This window comes from Algoriphagus aquimarinus (assembly GCF_900112005.1).
Classification (GTDB): Bacteria; Bacteroidota; Bacteroidia; order Cytophagales; family Cyclobacteriaceae; genus Algoriphagus; species Algoriphagus aquimarinus.
Genome location: NZ_FOKK01000002.1, coordinates 281,001 through 295,560, shown reverse-complemented (window position 1 = coordinate 295,560; position 14,560 = coordinate 281,001). Strand labels below are relative to the sequence as shown.

The following is a 14,560-nucleotide window of genomic DNA, read 5'->3' as shown; positions in this document are numbered from 1 at the left end:
ACTTCCACTCCCATAATATTCATTTTAAATTTCGGACCCCGAGCAGAGTCGAGGGGGAAGGATATAAGGCCGTTAAAATAACAATTATCTGTGAGCATTAGTCCACCAACTATGGACTTTTGCCCATTCACGCTATCTTTAGCCTGTGCAGTTTCTTTTTAAATTCTATCAGCGCATTACCTGGCTTTCCATTGATGTAGTTCTAGGCACTATGGCGGGAATGCTATTTTTTTCGCGAGCCTTGAGAACAGAACTTGCATGGCAAGAGTACGCCTTGCTAGGAATGGCTGTCTGGTGTATTTACACTGCTGATCATTTGATGGATGCCCGGAAATTGACCGTGGATCATGCCGAGGATAGGCATCATTTTCATCTGATTTATCGGAAACCCTTACTCGTCCTACTTGCACTAGTCGGAGCAGTTGGACTATTTTGGGCGATCGTATTCTTCGGTTTTTCAAACGAGCTGTTTTTCGGAGCAGGGCTTGGATTGGTGATTTTGGGGATCATGCTTGCAGTGCGCAAGTTGGGTGCAAAGCAGGTGAGATTAAAAGAACTCAGCTCAGCAATTTTCTATGTAGTAGGGATTTCTTGGTTGCCATGGTATGAAACAGTGGAAATTGATTACACCTGGACTGCTTTTGCCCTCACTATTCTTTATATGGGATTAGCCTATCTGAACCTAATTATGCTTTCAAGTTTGGATTCTGAATCTGACAAGGAAGCCGGGTTTTCGTCCATCGCCACCATTATTCCTCAGGAAAAACTCGATCCGAGAATTCGCCAACTGGCAATCGGATTAATTCTCGTTGCTTTAATCGGATTGGTATTGGTGAATTCTCTTTATAGGATCTTCCCGAGTTTAGTACTGATTATGCTGTTGCTGCACTATCTGAGCTTTTTCAAATCTGGCCTGAGACCTGAGCAAATCAGAATGCGTATGGAGATTGTATTTCTTATACCTGCCCTTTTGCTCTTGTTTTAAACAAAAGCACTGTGTCCTGTAATTGCACGGCCAACGATCAAAGAGTTGATTTCCTTGGTGCCTTCATAACTATAAACTGCCTCGGCATCTGCTACAAATCTCGCGATGTCATGGCGTAGCAAAATGCCATTTCCTCCAAATAATGCCCGGGAATTATCCACGATAGAGCGCATTCGAAGTGTACAGAATACTTTAGCAAGGGAAGCATGCTCATCTTTCAAGATGTCTGTGTCCTGCATCTCAGACAGTCGGAAAACCATCGTCTGCATAGCTGTCAAGTCTCCAAGCATAGTTACCAACAAATCCTGAACGAGCTGGAAGGAGGCTATTGGGCGACCAAACTGCTTTCGTTCATTCGTGTAAGCCAAAGCCAATTCATACGCTCCTCGTGCACATCCTACAGCTTGCCAAGCTACCCCAGCTCTGGTCATCCGAAGGACTTTCGCAGTATCCTTAAATGAATTTGCTTCTTGGAGTCGATCCGTTTCTGGAACTTCACAATTCGTCAGGGTGATCAATGCATTTTGCACTGTTCTCAGTGCCATTTTATCTTCCAATTTTTCAGCAAGAAATCCAGGGTTTCCTTTTCTTACGATAAATCCTTTGACTTGCTGATCTTCCAAATCTCTTGCCCAGATGATGGTCATATCTGAGAAGGTGGCATTTCCTATCCATTTTTTCTGCCCATTGAGCACCCAAGCATCTCCTTCTCTTTTACAAGTAGTCGTCAAACCTCCTGCAACACCAGATCCCACTTCAGGTTCTGTTAATCCAAATGCACCAATTTTTTCCATTTTCTGCATAGGAGGAAGCCATTCTTTCTTCTGCTCTTCTGATCCACATAGGTAGATCGAACCCATAGCCAAACCACTTTGCACCCCGAAAAAAGTAGAGATCGACGTGTCGATTCTGGCCATTTCCATGGCTACAAAACCTTCCAGCAATGCGGAGTGTCCTGGACAGCCATAACCCTGATATGTCAATCCAGCGATGTCCAACTCCGCCATTTTTGGAATTATCTGCATCGGGAATTCTCCTCGATTCCAGTAGTCATTTGCGATGGGCTTGATCTCTCGCTCCATGAATTCTCTCACCCGAAGTTGGATGTCTCGTTCATGGGACGGTAGACTTTTGCCCAACTCATAGAAATCTCCATTGACAGGAGGGATGACCTTAGGTTTACTGCCTACCTTCATCATTCCCATCATTTTAGAAAGATCCTCTTCGCTCATCTGCGATACCAGACCTACCATTTTGGAGATGTCTACTTTTTCTGAAAGCTTAGAGATTTGATCCAGATCGATACTGGACAAAAGTTGGCGAAGTCCACCGAGGGTTTTAAAAACATTTTTCATACAAAGGTATTTTGGAGTTTATTCTATGTGATTATCCGCTTAAGTGATAAATGCATCAAAGGATTTGCTGAACTCAATCATTGAGGCCACTTCGGTCTCCCATAATCCGTCTTCCCGCCAATTGATCCATGAAAATAACGCCACTGGCATATTTGCGCGTTAAAACTTTAATCTATTCCTTTAAACTAGTGAAAGATCATTACAGTTTCCTAGCTCCATTTTACAATCACCTGACCAAACTGGTTTTTGGCGATCAATTGATGCTGGCAAAAGCCCATTTTGTAGAAGAGCTATCGAGTAAAAAAATCTTAATTATAGGAGGTGGAGATGGGCTTGACTATCTGGGCTTCCAAGCTCAGCTATCAGGTGAATACTGGGAGATCTCCCATGCGATGCTCAGCAAGGCTAAGGTGAATCTGGTAAAAAGCAGCTTGACCTATCATTTGGACTTTTTCCAAGCTGAAAAGGGAAAGTTATTTGATGAAGTCTGGCTTCATTTTGTGCTGGACACGATGAAAGATGAAGAGATTCACAGTCTTTTGGGAGAAATTAGAAAAAGTATTAAACCAGCAGGAAGGATTTACCTCTCTGATTTTTTTGCTCCCAAAAACTTCTATCAACGATTTATGCACAGGAGCATGATTACATTTTTTAGACTAGTGACAAAGCACAAGCGGGCAAGTATTCCTGATTATGAGAAAATTTTCCTTGCCAACAACTGGAAGAAAAACTCAGAAAAGAAATTTCTGAAAGGTTGGGTGAAAGCCCAGATTTGGCAATCAAACTGAATTCTTTTCCAGTTGTTCTCTAAATTGTTCTGGAGTCGCTCCAGTCTTCTTTTTAAATAGTCGACTAAAATAGGAAGCATCTTCAAATTCCAATTCATAGGCTATTTTGGAAATATTCAGGTCAGCATGAATTAAGAGTCGTTGAGCTTCCAAAATTACTCGGTCTAGTACAAGTTGAGTGATGGTTTTAGAGACAGTTCTTTTACAAAGTGCGTTGAGTTGTTTCAAACTTAGATTTAGTTTCTCTGCATAGAACCCCGCTTCTCTATGCTGTTTGAAATTGCTTTCAAGTAGCATTTCTACTTGTTGAAACTGATCATAAACGATTTTCTCATCCTTTGAATAGGGATTTTTCTTGGCTTTAAATCTTTGAAAGTATATAAGCAACACATCAATGTAGTTTCTCAAGAGATCATTCGTAGCCCATTGTGGGTTGCTAGTTTCTACTAGTATTTTTCCAAAAACATTAAAAATCTCATCTTTTTCCAATGAACCTGTTTCCAAGTGTGGAAAAGCTTGAGAGGAATTGAAGAGAGAATAGCCTTTCAGTCTGCTTCTAGAAAAGAGGGAAGCGTAAAACGCTGCGCTAAAAAATAAAATATGTCCATCCGAATCTTCAGACAACGACCAAGAATGAACTTGACCTGGTCTTAAAAAAAATACGGCTCCTCCGCTAACGGGATAGCTTTGAAAATCAATTGTATGTGAGCCTTTTCCCTGAGAAAATAATACAATAATGTAAAAATCGTGCTTATGAGGTTTTTGAATGAACTGGTGTGTGGCCAGATGATTTTTCAACCCTGCGTAATAGAAATTGGTGGGATCAGGAGTGGCTGGCTCAAAATCGAGAATTTGAAATATAGGCAGTGGGCTATTCGGCATCATTGAAATTTCTCATAATTCATGAGATTTCCAATTTAGCCATTTTTGATTCGGTGGATTTTCAGTTAGAAGGCTGCCGATCGTCGCCGCGATACGGGATAAAGATTGCGATCCATATGGATCTACTGACTCGGTAAATAAAGGGCAGAAAAACGATGGCTGCGACACCCAATAGCGTCAGTAGTAGTGTGAGTGAATAATCTGGCTTTATCACAGTGAGTGCTATCCAGGCGGCAATAAAAATACCTGTATTGATCCCGTAGCTAATGAACATAGCTCCGAAATAATAGCCAGGCTCAGGCTCAAAAGATTGTTCGCAGTGGGCGCAACTTTTATTCATGAACGTAAATTTGGTCGGACTCAATAATTTGCCTCGCAAAAACATATCTCCTTCATGGCAACGAGGGCACTTGCATTGATATATGCTCTTTAGGGTGGAAAACTTCATAGGACTTAATTTTCCACAAACTTATGACGGAAGTTTTTTTTGTAGCTGGATAAAACAGACCAATCCAAGGACATTTGGGACTTTTATGGCGTTGATTTGTCAATGATTTTCAAAACCATCTCATCAAAGTACTGCCCGTTTCCAGGTCCGTACCAGTTCATTTCCCGGACTTCATGAAAGTTTTCGTCATACAAACTATCTGGCGTAATGTACCCGATGTAGCCACCATTAAACGTAGTAACAATAAGATTCAATCCTTTGCTTTGCGCCAGCTGTTCCCACTTTTCATAGAATACTCCCGATAGCTCGCCGCTAGAAGCGATCATCAGCGTATTGCCGATCTGAGTAATATCCAGATGAGCATTGGTATCGCCTAATAGGTAATTGAAAAGCCAGGGACGAAGGCGAAGATTATCTGAAACTCTCAGATGCGGTTCTCGCAAAGTGATTGGCAAGTATCCACTTCTGATTCGGTGATTTTTGACCGTAGCAAAATAAGTCATCCTCAGGTTCAGCGCCGAATCCAGCTGATGTGCGTATAGCTCGACCAGTTCGGGCGTGTTTCCAGGTCTTAGCGGGCGGTGACTTCCTACAGTTCCGGCAGCGTACATGGCAAAGTCAAAATCACCTTCTTCCAATTCTTTGGTCAGGTAAAAAGGATAATCACCGGACAAGCCCATAAACTTGGTGCTCATCGTGGTAGCATGTGCCGAATAGGTGAGGAAAGTGGCTTTTTTGCCAGACTTTTTGGTGAAAATAAGCTGACGGACATAGGGGTCTGTCGGCCCATCTTTCACGAATCTATTGGCAACCAGATCACCTGCGTCCGACTTGCGATAGGTGATAGAAACAGTGTCTTGAGTGGCGATGGCATTTTGCAAAGCAGAAAGACTACTCGACACAATCAAATCCACGATGCTTTGATCGAAGCCTCCAAAAGCAATTTCTCCCATAGGGCCAGGCATGTAGCCACCCATTCCCGAGTGAGTATGTGTAGCAGTGGAAATCACCTGATCTACTGGTAGATTTGCTTCTTTGATAGCTGACTGAAGTTGCGCAGCAAGAGTCGGGTGTACGATCAGCAGTTCATAATTGAGCCAGGCAATTCGAGTTTTGCCATTGGAAAGAGCCAATGCTTTGACATAGCTGCTGTCTTGGACGAACTCGTATTTTCCTCTAGGCGCATAGCCTACCAGAGCAGCAGGTTCGGCTGGAGTCATATTAGAGCGTGACCAACCTGCGATCCAAGCGTCTCCCTGTGATCCTGAAAAAGTCGTCTGATCTAATCGCTCCAAAGTCTCGGTATAAAAGTCCTGATTTTGAATCGGTGAGCGATCTACTTTGGTCAAAATGATCATTCCAATTACCATCAAAACAACAAAAGCCCAGATTAGGACTTTTGTTGTTTTGATTAAGATGCTTTTTGCTATCATAGTTTATTGATATGAATATCAGTTTTTCAGCCAGTAATGCATTGTAGGATTTGGTAAACATAAGCATTGAGGCAACATCGGTCACCCGTCTTCGGTCTTCCAACCATGCAATCAAAGAAAGTTAGTTTACTGACATCATTGCGGATAATCAGAATAAATTAATATTCAAAAGTGCCATGAGGGCTAGTAATCGTTACTTTTTTACCTTGATGCGGTTCTACTCGACCAATGATCTGTGCTTCTACGCCATAAGATTCTGCGATGTCGATGATCTCTTCCGCGTAGCGCTCGTCCAAATAAACTTCCATTCTGTGGCCCATGTTGAAGACTTTGTACATTTCCTTCCAGTCCGTTCCACTTTCTTCCTGTATGATTTGGAAAAGGGGAGGAGTCTCAAAAAGATTGTCTTTGATCACATGCACATCATCTACAAAGTGAAGCACCTTCGTCTGCGCTCCACCGCTGCAATGCACCAAACCATGAATCCTAGGTCTCATGTAATTCAACACATCTACCATAATAGGTGCATATGTTCTGGTCGGAGAAAGTACCAACTTACCAATATTCACAGGAGCTCCTGGAGCTGGATCGGTTAGATTATATTTTCCTGAGTACACCAGATCTTCGGGAACAGAAGCATCAAAGCTCTCGGGATATTTTGTTTTCAATACTTTGTTGAACACATCATGACGCGCAGAGGTAAGTCCGTTGCTTCCCATGCCGCCATTGTATGCTGTTTCATATTTGGCCTGACCAAAAGAAGCCAAACCTACGATCACATCACCGCCTTGAATCTGATCATTGGAGATCACTTCGTCACGTCGCATTCTGCAGGTAACCGTGCTATCCACGATGATCGTACGAACTAAGTCTCCCACATCGGCAGTTTCCCCGCCTGTGAGTACAGCATTGACGCCATTGTCGCGAAGCATTTGAAGAACTTCTTCAGTGCCTTCGATGATGGCAGAGATCACTTCGCCAGGGATTAGATTTTTATTTCGGCCAATCGTAGAGGAAACGAGGATGTTATTGATCGCACCCACACAAAGCAAATCATCGGTGTTCATGATGATGGCATCCTGCGCGATACCTTTCCACACACTCACATCGCCAGTCTCTTTCCAGTAGGAATAAGCCAAGGAAGATTTGGTTCCAGCCCCATCTGCATGCATGATATTGCAGTATTCGGGATCGTTGCCAAGTGTGTCTTCCACGATCTTACAAAATGCTTTTGGGTAAAGACCTTTATCAAGTTTTGAAATGGCCTGATGCACATCTTCTTTGGAGGCGGAAACTCCGCGCTGCATGTATCGCTCGTTCATGGAGGCAAAGTTAATAGGTTCTATCCAAAATGGATGAATAAGAGGGGTAAAGTTCAGTTGCTTATCGGGAGGATGATTTTAACCACAGAATGCGCGCACTCCCCAGTTAACGTCAGGTAACTCAAGAATGCTCCAGCACCATCTCCTTCACACATTCTACCCAGGTGTTTTCAGAATTCAGACTTGGAACCAAGTCCCATTCTTCACCGCCTAGTTCAAGGAATTTATCCCTGTATTCTCCAGCGACTTCTACGGTGGTTTCCAGGCAGTCGGCCACAAAAGCCGGTGAGAAAGCTAATACTTTCTTCACTCCTTGTGCTGACAATTCGGTGATGACTTCATCCGTATATGGCTTTACCCAAGGATCCTTTCCTAACCTAGACTGGAAGCAGTTCACCGCTTTATCGGCTGGTATTCCAAGTTTTTCGCAGATCAAACGTGTAGTTTGAAAGCACTGCGCACGGTAGCAATAATGATTCTTTGCTCCATATTTATTACAGCACGCTCCTAGTTGGCAGTATCCATCGACAGAACCTTTGAGGATCTGACGCTCAGGAAGTCCATGATAAGAGAAAAGTATTTTGTCGTATTCCTTGCCTTCGAGCATAGCTCGTCCGCGTTCTGCCCAAGCTTCCAGAAACAATGGATGCTCGATGAAATTACTGATAAATGAAATGTCTGGGATAATCTGCCAGCCTCTGGCTATCTCCATCACTTTGTCCTGAACGGAACCTGTAGAGGCAGAAGCATACTGTGGGAAAAGTGGAAGCACGATGATTTTAGTCACATGTGCTTTTCGTAGTTCTTCCAGTCCAGCTTCTATGGATGGAGTTTGGTAGCGCATGGCAATGGCCACTTTGTATTGCTTAGCATCTAGTTTTTCGATCAAGCGATCTCTGAGATCTTCGGTATGAAAAAGTAGCGGAGAACCTCGATCTGTCCAAAGTTTGCGGTATTCATGCGCAGATTTTGGTGCGCGAAAAGGAGCGATGATCAAATTGATCAACATCCATCTATTGATGTAAGGAATGTCGATCACCCGTCCATCCATTAGAAATTCACGAAGGTATTTTCTTACGTCGCCGGTAGCGGTACTATCTGGGGTTCCCAGGTTCACCAGCAAAACGCCGATTTTTCCCGATTTATTCATGTGTGCTCTAATTGAGAGGATTTCCGATTATGAACCCAAAAATACGTCCTATTGTTAGATTTAGCCAATTGATCTTGAGAATCACTGAGTGAAAAAAGCTCTTAGATTTTCAGATTCCTTGCCCAGCCTATCAAAGGTCCAGCACTCATACTGGCGATTATTGCTAGAATTACCAGTCCTATAAAGAGCGGTTCGGTCACCAAACCGTTTTCTAAAGCGATCAGCCCCAGTACAATATCCATACTTCCTCTAGTGCTCATACCAAAGCCAGCGACAATGGATTCTTTGCGCGGAACCCCTGCAAGTCTTCCTCCGAAGTAAGCTCCATAATACTTGGTCACTAAGCCCACAATAATCACAACTCCGACGATTCCCGGATCAAATCCTGTGATAAAGTTCACCTTTAGACCAATCGAGACGAAGAAGATAGGAGCGAAAATGTTATTGATAAACTGATGTAAAATCTCCTTGGCTTTTTCTGTCAAATACTCCGAATCGCCAAGTGCTACTCCAATGATAAATGCACCAAAAATGGCATGTATTCCTATGAATTCTGTGAATGATGCAGCTAAAAAGCAAAGTGCTAAGGAAAGAGAAAGTAAGCCGCCGGGCCAAGCCATTTTTTTATTAATCCATGGTAAGACTCGATTGATGAGTCCTTTCCCTATGGTCAGCATGCCTAAGGTGAAAAGTAGCGTGAGTCCAATGGTTGGCCAAACTCCCAGTCCTTCACTTCCAGACTCAGAAAGTGATAAAATCACGGAGAAAATCAGCCAGCCGAGTACATCCACGATCATCGCTCCCGCTATGATAAGCAAGCCTGATGAAGTCTTGAACAGGTTTAAATCCATGAGAATCCTGGCTACAATAGCCAAACCTGTGATGGAAATAGCTAGCCCGAAAAAGGTGGATGCGACTATTCTATCGTTGATATTGACTCCTAGAAACTCTGGGAAGGCATAGGCTACGACAAACCCGGCTATGATCGGCAAGATCATAGAGGCTACGGCTATGTAAAGGGCTTTTTTGCCCTGACTCCAAACGATATGTAACTCTACTTCCAGACCTGCGATGAATAGCAATAGCACCACCGAGATCTGGACGAAGCCATCGAAGGCTATATTGGTCATCTCATTCGAAGCAAATAAATACTCATGTGCGCCGGGAAAGAAATTCCCAAGTATAGTTGGGCCGAGGATTATCCCGGCAAATATTTCACCTACTACGGCTGGTTGTTTGAATTTTCTGGCTATTTCAGCAAATACTCTTGCCAGAATAAGAATGGACGCGAGTTGGAGGAGTAAGTTAATTACCTCCGTATGGTCTAAAGTTTCCATGGAGGTTTAATTTTTTACGATTAATAAATTACAAGGTAAAGTGCTCAATAGGTCTTCCAAATCATGTGGAAATATCCTGTCGAAGAAATTCAATTTATGATCATCACCTACCACGAGCAAGTCAGCGTCTATTTTCTCGCAGAATCTGGCAAGTTCAACAGCCCATCTTCCACCAGTCACTTTTATATTAAGCTTCAAATCTCCCGGATCTATTTTTTTCATAATTTCCTCCACGTACTCCATTTCATTCTGCACTAACTGTCTGCGAGTTTGAGAGGCTTCTTCTTCTGAGTCTTCGCTGGCAGTTCCCATTTGAAGTCCATACATTTTGATTTCATTCAAAATATGAACCTGCTCAGCCTTGATTTTTTTGGAGAAATTAATCCCTACTTCGATCACGTGTGGAGTGATTTCTAATTGCGTTCCGTTCAGAACTATTTTGTCGAAAACGGTAGATCCTACTTTAGGTTCGATCAGTGTCAAAACTGAGCAAGGAGCTTTTCTAATAATTTTTCTACCTACAGAACCCATATAGTAGGTCAAGAATCCTTCACGTTTTAAGGCTCCCGCAACCAGAAGATCTGCTTGCTCCTCCTTACATGCTTGGATGATCATTTTCACCGGCTTGCCCTCTTTCCAGATCAGTTTGGTTTTCACTTTATCCAAACCTGTTTTCACAATTATTTCGTCAAGTTTGGCTTCCAGTTCATCGGTTTTTTTACCAATGTGAATAAGGATCAGTTCAGAGCCGAAAAGCTCCACTAGACGTTTTGTTTCTGAAATAAGAGCTTCCATCCGTGGGGAAAAAGCTATGGCAAGGGCTACTTTTTGATACATTTTAAAAAAGCTAATGCCCTTAAATAAGCGAATTTTCATCATCTGTACAATAGCTGGGGCTCAACTCCATTTATCCTGATCCATATCCATTCAAGAGCTATTTCTGCATTCAGAAAAAGGAAAGGGCATATTGTCACGAAATTTTAGTAAAATTTAGGTGTTGATCTTTTTTTTGGATTGGACGAAATTGAATAATATAACCCAAAGAGATTCCTCTCGATTGCCCCGATTATTATCGGAGGGAGGACCATTTAAAACAAATTATAATCATATGAAAAAAACACTACTCAGTTGGTTGTTGATCGGAGGTATGGGGCTTTCAGGAGCTGCGGTTGCGCAGTCGGATTACCCTACTATCAGTCAACTTAATCAACGTTTGCAGCGTGTGGCTTCCAACGCCTCAGCTACGCTCACTTCGCTCACCAAAACGGAAGGCGGAAAAGATATCTGGGTGCTGAAAATAGGCACTGGACAATTGGATCAAAAACCCGCTATTGCTGTAGTAGGTGGAGTGGAAGGTTATGAAGTTTTAAGTGTAGAGCTTGCAGTTCAATTTGCTGAAAAGCTAGTTGCTGATCACTCAGACGCACTTGAAGCGAGCACTTTTTACATTTTTCCAAATATGTCTCCAGATGCTTATGAGCAATATTACGCTTCTTTGAAATATGAGAGAAGGGGAAATGCAGTTTCAGTAGATCATGATAGAGATGGCACTCCAGGTGGAAGTGGTTATTCTGATCTAAACGGTGATGGCATGATCACTATGATGCGTGTAGAAGATCCTATGGGAGACTATATGATTTCAAAAGAGGATGATCGAGTGCTTGTAAAAGCAGATCGTTCTAAAGGTGAATCAGGCAAGTACTCGCTTTATAAGGAGTCTAGGGATGACGACAAAGACGGTGAATTTGCAGAGGACTTGAAAGAAGGAATAGCCTTCAACAAGTCTTTGACTTACAAATTCCCAGTGTTTGAGCCTTTGGCGGGCGATATGCCAGTGACACAAAAAGAGTCTAGAGCCATGTTAGATTATCTTTTCGAGCAATGGAATATTTTTGCTTTCGTTACTTTTTCTCCAGCTAACAACTTGACTTCACCTTTGAAATACAATGCGGGAAATGCAAAGAAAAGAGTAGTCACCTCTATTTTGGAGAAAGATCAGGCGCTTAATGTGTTGGTTTCTGACCTTTACAAAGAGACGGTGAAACAGAAAGCTTTCCAGCAAGACAACCAAGGGACTGATGGTGATTTTTTCCAGTGGGCCTATTTTCACTTTGGTAGATTGAGTTTCGGAACACCGGGTTATTGGACTCCTGAATTCAAAGACTCTACAGGAAAAGGCAAGTCGAATGCAGAAGCAAATTACTTGGCTTGGGCGGATTCACTGAACAATGATGTATTTGTACCATGGACAGAAGTGAAGCATCCTGACTTTCCTGGAAAAAAGGTAGAAGTTGGTGGTGTGAAGCCGTTTGCGATGACAACTCCTTCTTATGATAAAGTTGGGGAGATAGCAGAGCAGCATACAGAATTTATACTGAAACTAGCAGCAATGCAGCCTAAGCTTGAGATTCACAATGTGAAGACTGAGTCGCTTGGTAATGGATTAACTCGGGTGACGATGGATCTTTTCAATAATTCCTCCATGCCTACACATTCAGAAATGGGTGAAAAATCCAGATGGCTTCGCAAAATTAGAATCGATATAGATGCCGCCGCAGACAAAATCGTCTCTGGAAATAAGATTGAGCTTATGGAATCATTAGGTGCCTATGAGAAAGCTAGTTTTAGCTGGATCATTAAAGGCTCCGGAAATGTGACAGTAAAGGCCGGCGCTTCTCATGCTGGATTCACTACTTCAACTGTAAAACTCTAAGCCATGAAAAAGATGATAACAAAAAAATTGATCCTTTCCTTGGCTGTAGGCGCACTTAGTCTTGGAAGCTATACCACTGCCGATGCGCAGGAGAAATTTTTCCGAGCCGTAGGTACACCGCACAATCCTAAAGTAGATATCGCTTTCAATAGATATTATACCTATGAGGGATTGGTAGATAATATGAAAAAGATTGCCGCAGCACATCCCGATATCGCCAAACTTGAAACGATAGGGAAATCCTTCGAAGGCAGAGACATAATGACGCTGACGATTACAGATTTCTCTACAGGTAAAGATACAGACAAGCCAGGCATGTGGATCGATGGCAATATTCACTCTAATGAAATTCAGGGTGGGGAATTCTCACTCTATGGTGCTTGGTATTTGACTGAGATGTTTGCTGATAATGAGTTTGTCCAGCAATTATTGAAGGACAAGGTGTTTTATATCACTCCGACTATCAATCCTGATGCGCGAAATGATTTCTTCTTAGAACCTAACACCGCTAATTCGCCTAGATCTGGAATGATTACTCTCGATAACGATGGTGATGGTATAGCAGGTGAAGATGGAATGGATGATCTCGACGGTGATGGTCATATTACTATGATGATCAGAAAATCTCCTACTGGACGATATATCAAAGATCCCCAAGATGGCCGAAAGCTCATTATGGTTGGGGCTGATAAAGTGGGAGAGTATGAAATGCTTGGTCAGGAAGGTACTGATGGTGATGGTGATGGTCGCGTGAACGATGATGGAGTTGGGTATTATGACCCGAATAGAGATTGGGGATGGAATTGGCAGCCTGATTATATCCAGCGTGGTGCGATGAGATATCCGTTTACACTACCTGAAAATCGCTCTGTGATGGAGTTTGTGATGAAACATCCAAATATCGCTGGAGCTCAGAGTTTCCACAATTCAGGCGGAATGATTCTTCGTGGTCCAGGTGCCGAAGAAGATGCAGGTACGTACAATAGAGAAGATATACGGATCTATGATGCGATAGCAAATAAAGGAGAAGAGATTATTCCTGGCTATAGATATCTGACAGTTTACAAGGATATGTATTCTGTATTTGGCGGAGAGTTAGATTGGTTTTATGGAGTAAGAGGTGTTTTTACGTACTCAAATGAGTTGATGACGCCTTATCTATATTTCCATAAGGACTCTCAAGGACGTGGACAAGATGAGATGTTCAAAGTAGATGAATTGTTGACTATGGGCGATGCTTTTGTCAACTGGCATGAATTTGAGCATCCGCAGTTTGGAACTGTGGAAATTGGAGGATTTAAGAAAAACTTCGGACGTGCTCACCCAGGTTTCTTGCTTGAGCAAGATGCGCATAGAAATATTGCGTTCACGATCTATCATGGTTATCACACGCCAAAACTATCTGTAATGGATGTGAAGGAAGAAGATCTTGGTGGAGGCTTAAAAGCTATCACGGCTACGATCTTCAACGAGCGCTTAATGCCAACTCATGCGAGCCAGGATCTCAAGTACAAAATCGAACGGCCTGATTACGTAACGCTTTCAGGAGCCAAAGTTGTCGCAGGTTTTGTAGTAGAAGATGAAGACTTTAACAAGTTGACAGAGCAGAAATTGACTCCTGAGAAAATCTCTGTTGCTAATGTTCCGGGGATGACTGGAGTAAAAGTGAAGTGGATTGTATCCTCAGGATCTAATTATTCTATCACTGTTGATTCTGCCAAAGGTGGAAAAGCGAGCTGGAAGAAAGAGAAATAGGGTCGCAGAGGTCATCACTCAGTGATCTCGCAGTTTAAGATTGAAAAATGGAATGCGGAGCAGAGATGTTCCGCATTTTTTTTGGTTTAACCGAAATGGGTACAAACAAAGGTTAACACAGAGGGCGCAACTTTGGCGGTAATTGAATTCAAGTCCCTTTAGGGACGAACTATGGCTAGGAAAGTAAGGAAGAATTAATCTTTTATCTCTGTCCCTTTAGGCACGGGACTAGAGAACAATTATTAATAGAAATGAATAAATCCTGATTCTGGAAAAGAAGGATAACATTAAATGTAGCATGTGGGAAGAGCAGGGAACTCCGCAACAAAACCAGTACAAATCCTTATAAACAACAAAACCCCGCTTGATTGCTCAAGCGGGGTTTCTTTACA

At 42.5% G+C, this 14,560-nt stretch carries 12 protein-coding genes; 4 read left to right on the top strand and 8 right to left on the bottom strand.

What is annotated here, in order from left to right; all coding sequences use genetic code 11:
- The first annotated feature begins 145 nt into the window (after window positions 1-145).
- Window positions 146-985 carry a hypothetical protein gene (locus tag BM291_RS03770; protein ID WP_092894829.1) on the top strand — a complete coding sequence of 280 codons (840 nt, stop codon included), beginning with the start codon at window positions 146-148 and terminating at the stop codon, window positions 983-985.
- Here the strand turns inward: BM291_RS03770 and BM291_RS03765 are convergent.
- Window positions 982-2,340, bottom strand: a complete 1,359-nt coding sequence (locus tag BM291_RS03765; RefSeq protein WP_092894828.1) for an acyl-CoA dehydrogenase family protein — start codon at window positions 2,338-2,340, stop codon at window positions 982-984. The two genes, BM291_RS03770 and BM291_RS03765, sit on opposite strands and share 4 nt — an antisense overlap.
- Window positions 2,341-2,528: 188 nt before the next feature.
- Here BM291_RS03765 and BM291_RS03760 point away from each other — a divergent pair, with 188 nt between their 5' ends.
- Window positions 2,529-3,128 carry a class I SAM-dependent methyltransferase gene (locus BM291_RS03760; RefSeq protein ID WP_139229028.1) on the top strand — a complete coding sequence of 200 codons (600 nt, stop codon included), beginning with the start codon at window positions 2,529-2,531 and terminating at the stop codon, window positions 3,126-3,128.
- Here BM291_RS03760 and BM291_RS03755 read toward each other — a convergent pair.
- The 7 genes from BM291_RS03755 to BM291_RS03725 all read right to left on the bottom strand — a co-directional run bounded on the left by BM291_RS03755 (window position 3,120) and on the right by BM291_RS03725 (window position 10,537).
- Window positions 3,120-4,013 carry an AraC family transcriptional regulator gene (locus BM291_RS03755; RefSeq protein WP_092894826.1) on the bottom strand — a complete coding sequence of 298 codons (894 nt, stop codon included), beginning with the start codon at window positions 4,011-4,013 and terminating at the stop codon, window positions 3,120-3,122. The two genes, BM291_RS03760 and BM291_RS03755, sit on opposite strands and share 9 nt — an antisense overlap.
- Window positions 4,014-4,071: 58 nt before the next feature.
- Entirely contained in the window at window positions 4,072-4,350 is a 279-nt protein-coding gene (locus BM291_RS03750; protein ID WP_092894825.1) for a DUF983 domain-containing protein, read from the bottom strand.
- Window positions 4,351-4,541: 191 nt separating this feature from the next.
- Window positions 4,542-5,891, bottom strand: a complete 1,350-nt coding sequence (locus BM291_RS03745; RefSeq protein WP_092894824.1) for a neutral/alkaline non-lysosomal ceramidase N-terminal domain-containing protein — start codon at window positions 5,889-5,891, stop codon at window positions 4,542-4,544.
- Window positions 5,892-6,049: 158 nt separating this feature from the next.
- Window positions 6,050-7,213 carry an AIR synthase related protein gene (locus tag BM291_RS03740; RefSeq protein WP_092894823.1) on the bottom strand — a complete coding sequence of 388 codons (1,164 nt, stop codon included), beginning with the start codon at window positions 7,211-7,213 and terminating at the stop codon, window positions 6,050-6,052.
- A gap of 121 nt (window positions 7,214-7,334) precedes the next feature.
- Complete coding sequence (gene hemH, locus BM291_RS03735) at window positions 7,335-8,363, bottom strand: ferrochelatase (protein ID WP_092894822.1); 1,029 nt, start codon at window positions 8,361-8,363, stop codon at window positions 7,335-7,337.
- 101 nt (window positions 8,364-8,464) lie between these two features.
- The gene (locus BM291_RS03730) at window positions 8,465-9,700 is read right to left on the bottom strand and encodes a cation:proton antiporter (protein ID WP_092894821.1); all 1,236 of its coding nucleotides are present in this window, start codon (window positions 9,698-9,700) and stop codon (window positions 8,465-8,467) included.
- Between the two features lie 6 nt (window positions 9,701-9,706).
- Window positions 9,707-10,537: a universal stress protein gene (locus BM291_RS03725; RefSeq protein WP_092894820.1), complete on the bottom strand. Its 831-nt coding sequence runs from the start codon at window positions 10,535-10,537 to the stop codon at window positions 9,707-9,709.
- A 271-nt stretch (window positions 10,538-10,808) separates the two neighbouring features.
- On the opposite strand from BM291_RS03725, the gene BM291_RS03720 reads away from it, so the two are divergent.
- Window positions 10,809-12,413, top strand: a complete 1,605-nt coding sequence (locus BM291_RS03720; protein ID WP_092894819.1) for a M14 family metallopeptidase — start codon at window positions 10,809-10,811, stop codon at window positions 12,411-12,413.
- Window positions 12,414-12,425: 12 nt separating this feature from the next.
- Complete coding sequence (locus BM291_RS03715) at window positions 12,426-14,168, top strand: M14 family metallopeptidase (protein ID WP_092894939.1); 1,743 nt, start codon at window positions 12,426-12,428, stop codon at window positions 14,166-14,168.
- Window positions 14,169-14,560: the final 392 nt, after the last annotated feature.

Coding starts and splice junctions, on each gene's coding strand:
- BM291_RS03765 (WP_092894828.1), bottom strand. CDS start 2,340: ATGAAAAATGTTTTTAAAACCCTCGGTGGACTTCGCCAACTTTTGTCC.
- BM291_RS03755 (WP_092894826.1), bottom strand. CDS start 4,013: ATGATGCCGAATAGCCCACTGCCTATATTTCAAATTCTCGATTTTGAG.
- BM291_RS03750 (WP_092894825.1), bottom strand. CDS start 4,350: ATGAATAAAAGTTGCGCCCACTGCGAACAATCTTTTGAGCCTGAGCCT.
- BM291_RS03745 (WP_092894824.1), bottom strand. CDS start 5,891: ATGATAGCAAAAAGCATCTTAATCAAAACAACAAAAGTCCTAATCTGG.
- BM291_RS03740 (WP_092894823.1), bottom strand. CDS start 7,213: ATGAACGAGCGATACATGCAGCGCGGAGTTTCCGCCTCCAAAGAAGAT.
- hemH (WP_092894822.1), bottom strand. CDS start 8,363: ATGAATAAATCGGGAAAAATCGGCGTTTTGCTGGTGAACCTGGGAACC.
- BM291_RS03730 (WP_092894821.1), bottom strand. CDS start 9,700: ATGGAAACTTTAGACCATACGGAGGTAATTAACTTACTCCTCCAACTC.
- BM291_RS03725 (WP_092894820.1), bottom strand. CDS start 10,537: ATGTATCAAAAAGTAGCCCTTGCCATAGCTTTTTCCCCACGGATGGAA.
- BM291_RS03720 (WP_092894819.1), top strand. CDS start 10,809: ATGAAAAAAACACTACTCAGTTGGTTGTTGATCGGAGGTATGGGGCTT.
- BM291_RS03715 (WP_092894939.1), top strand. CDS start 12,426: ATGATAACAAAAAAATTGATCCTTTCCTTGGCTGTAGGCGCACTTAGT.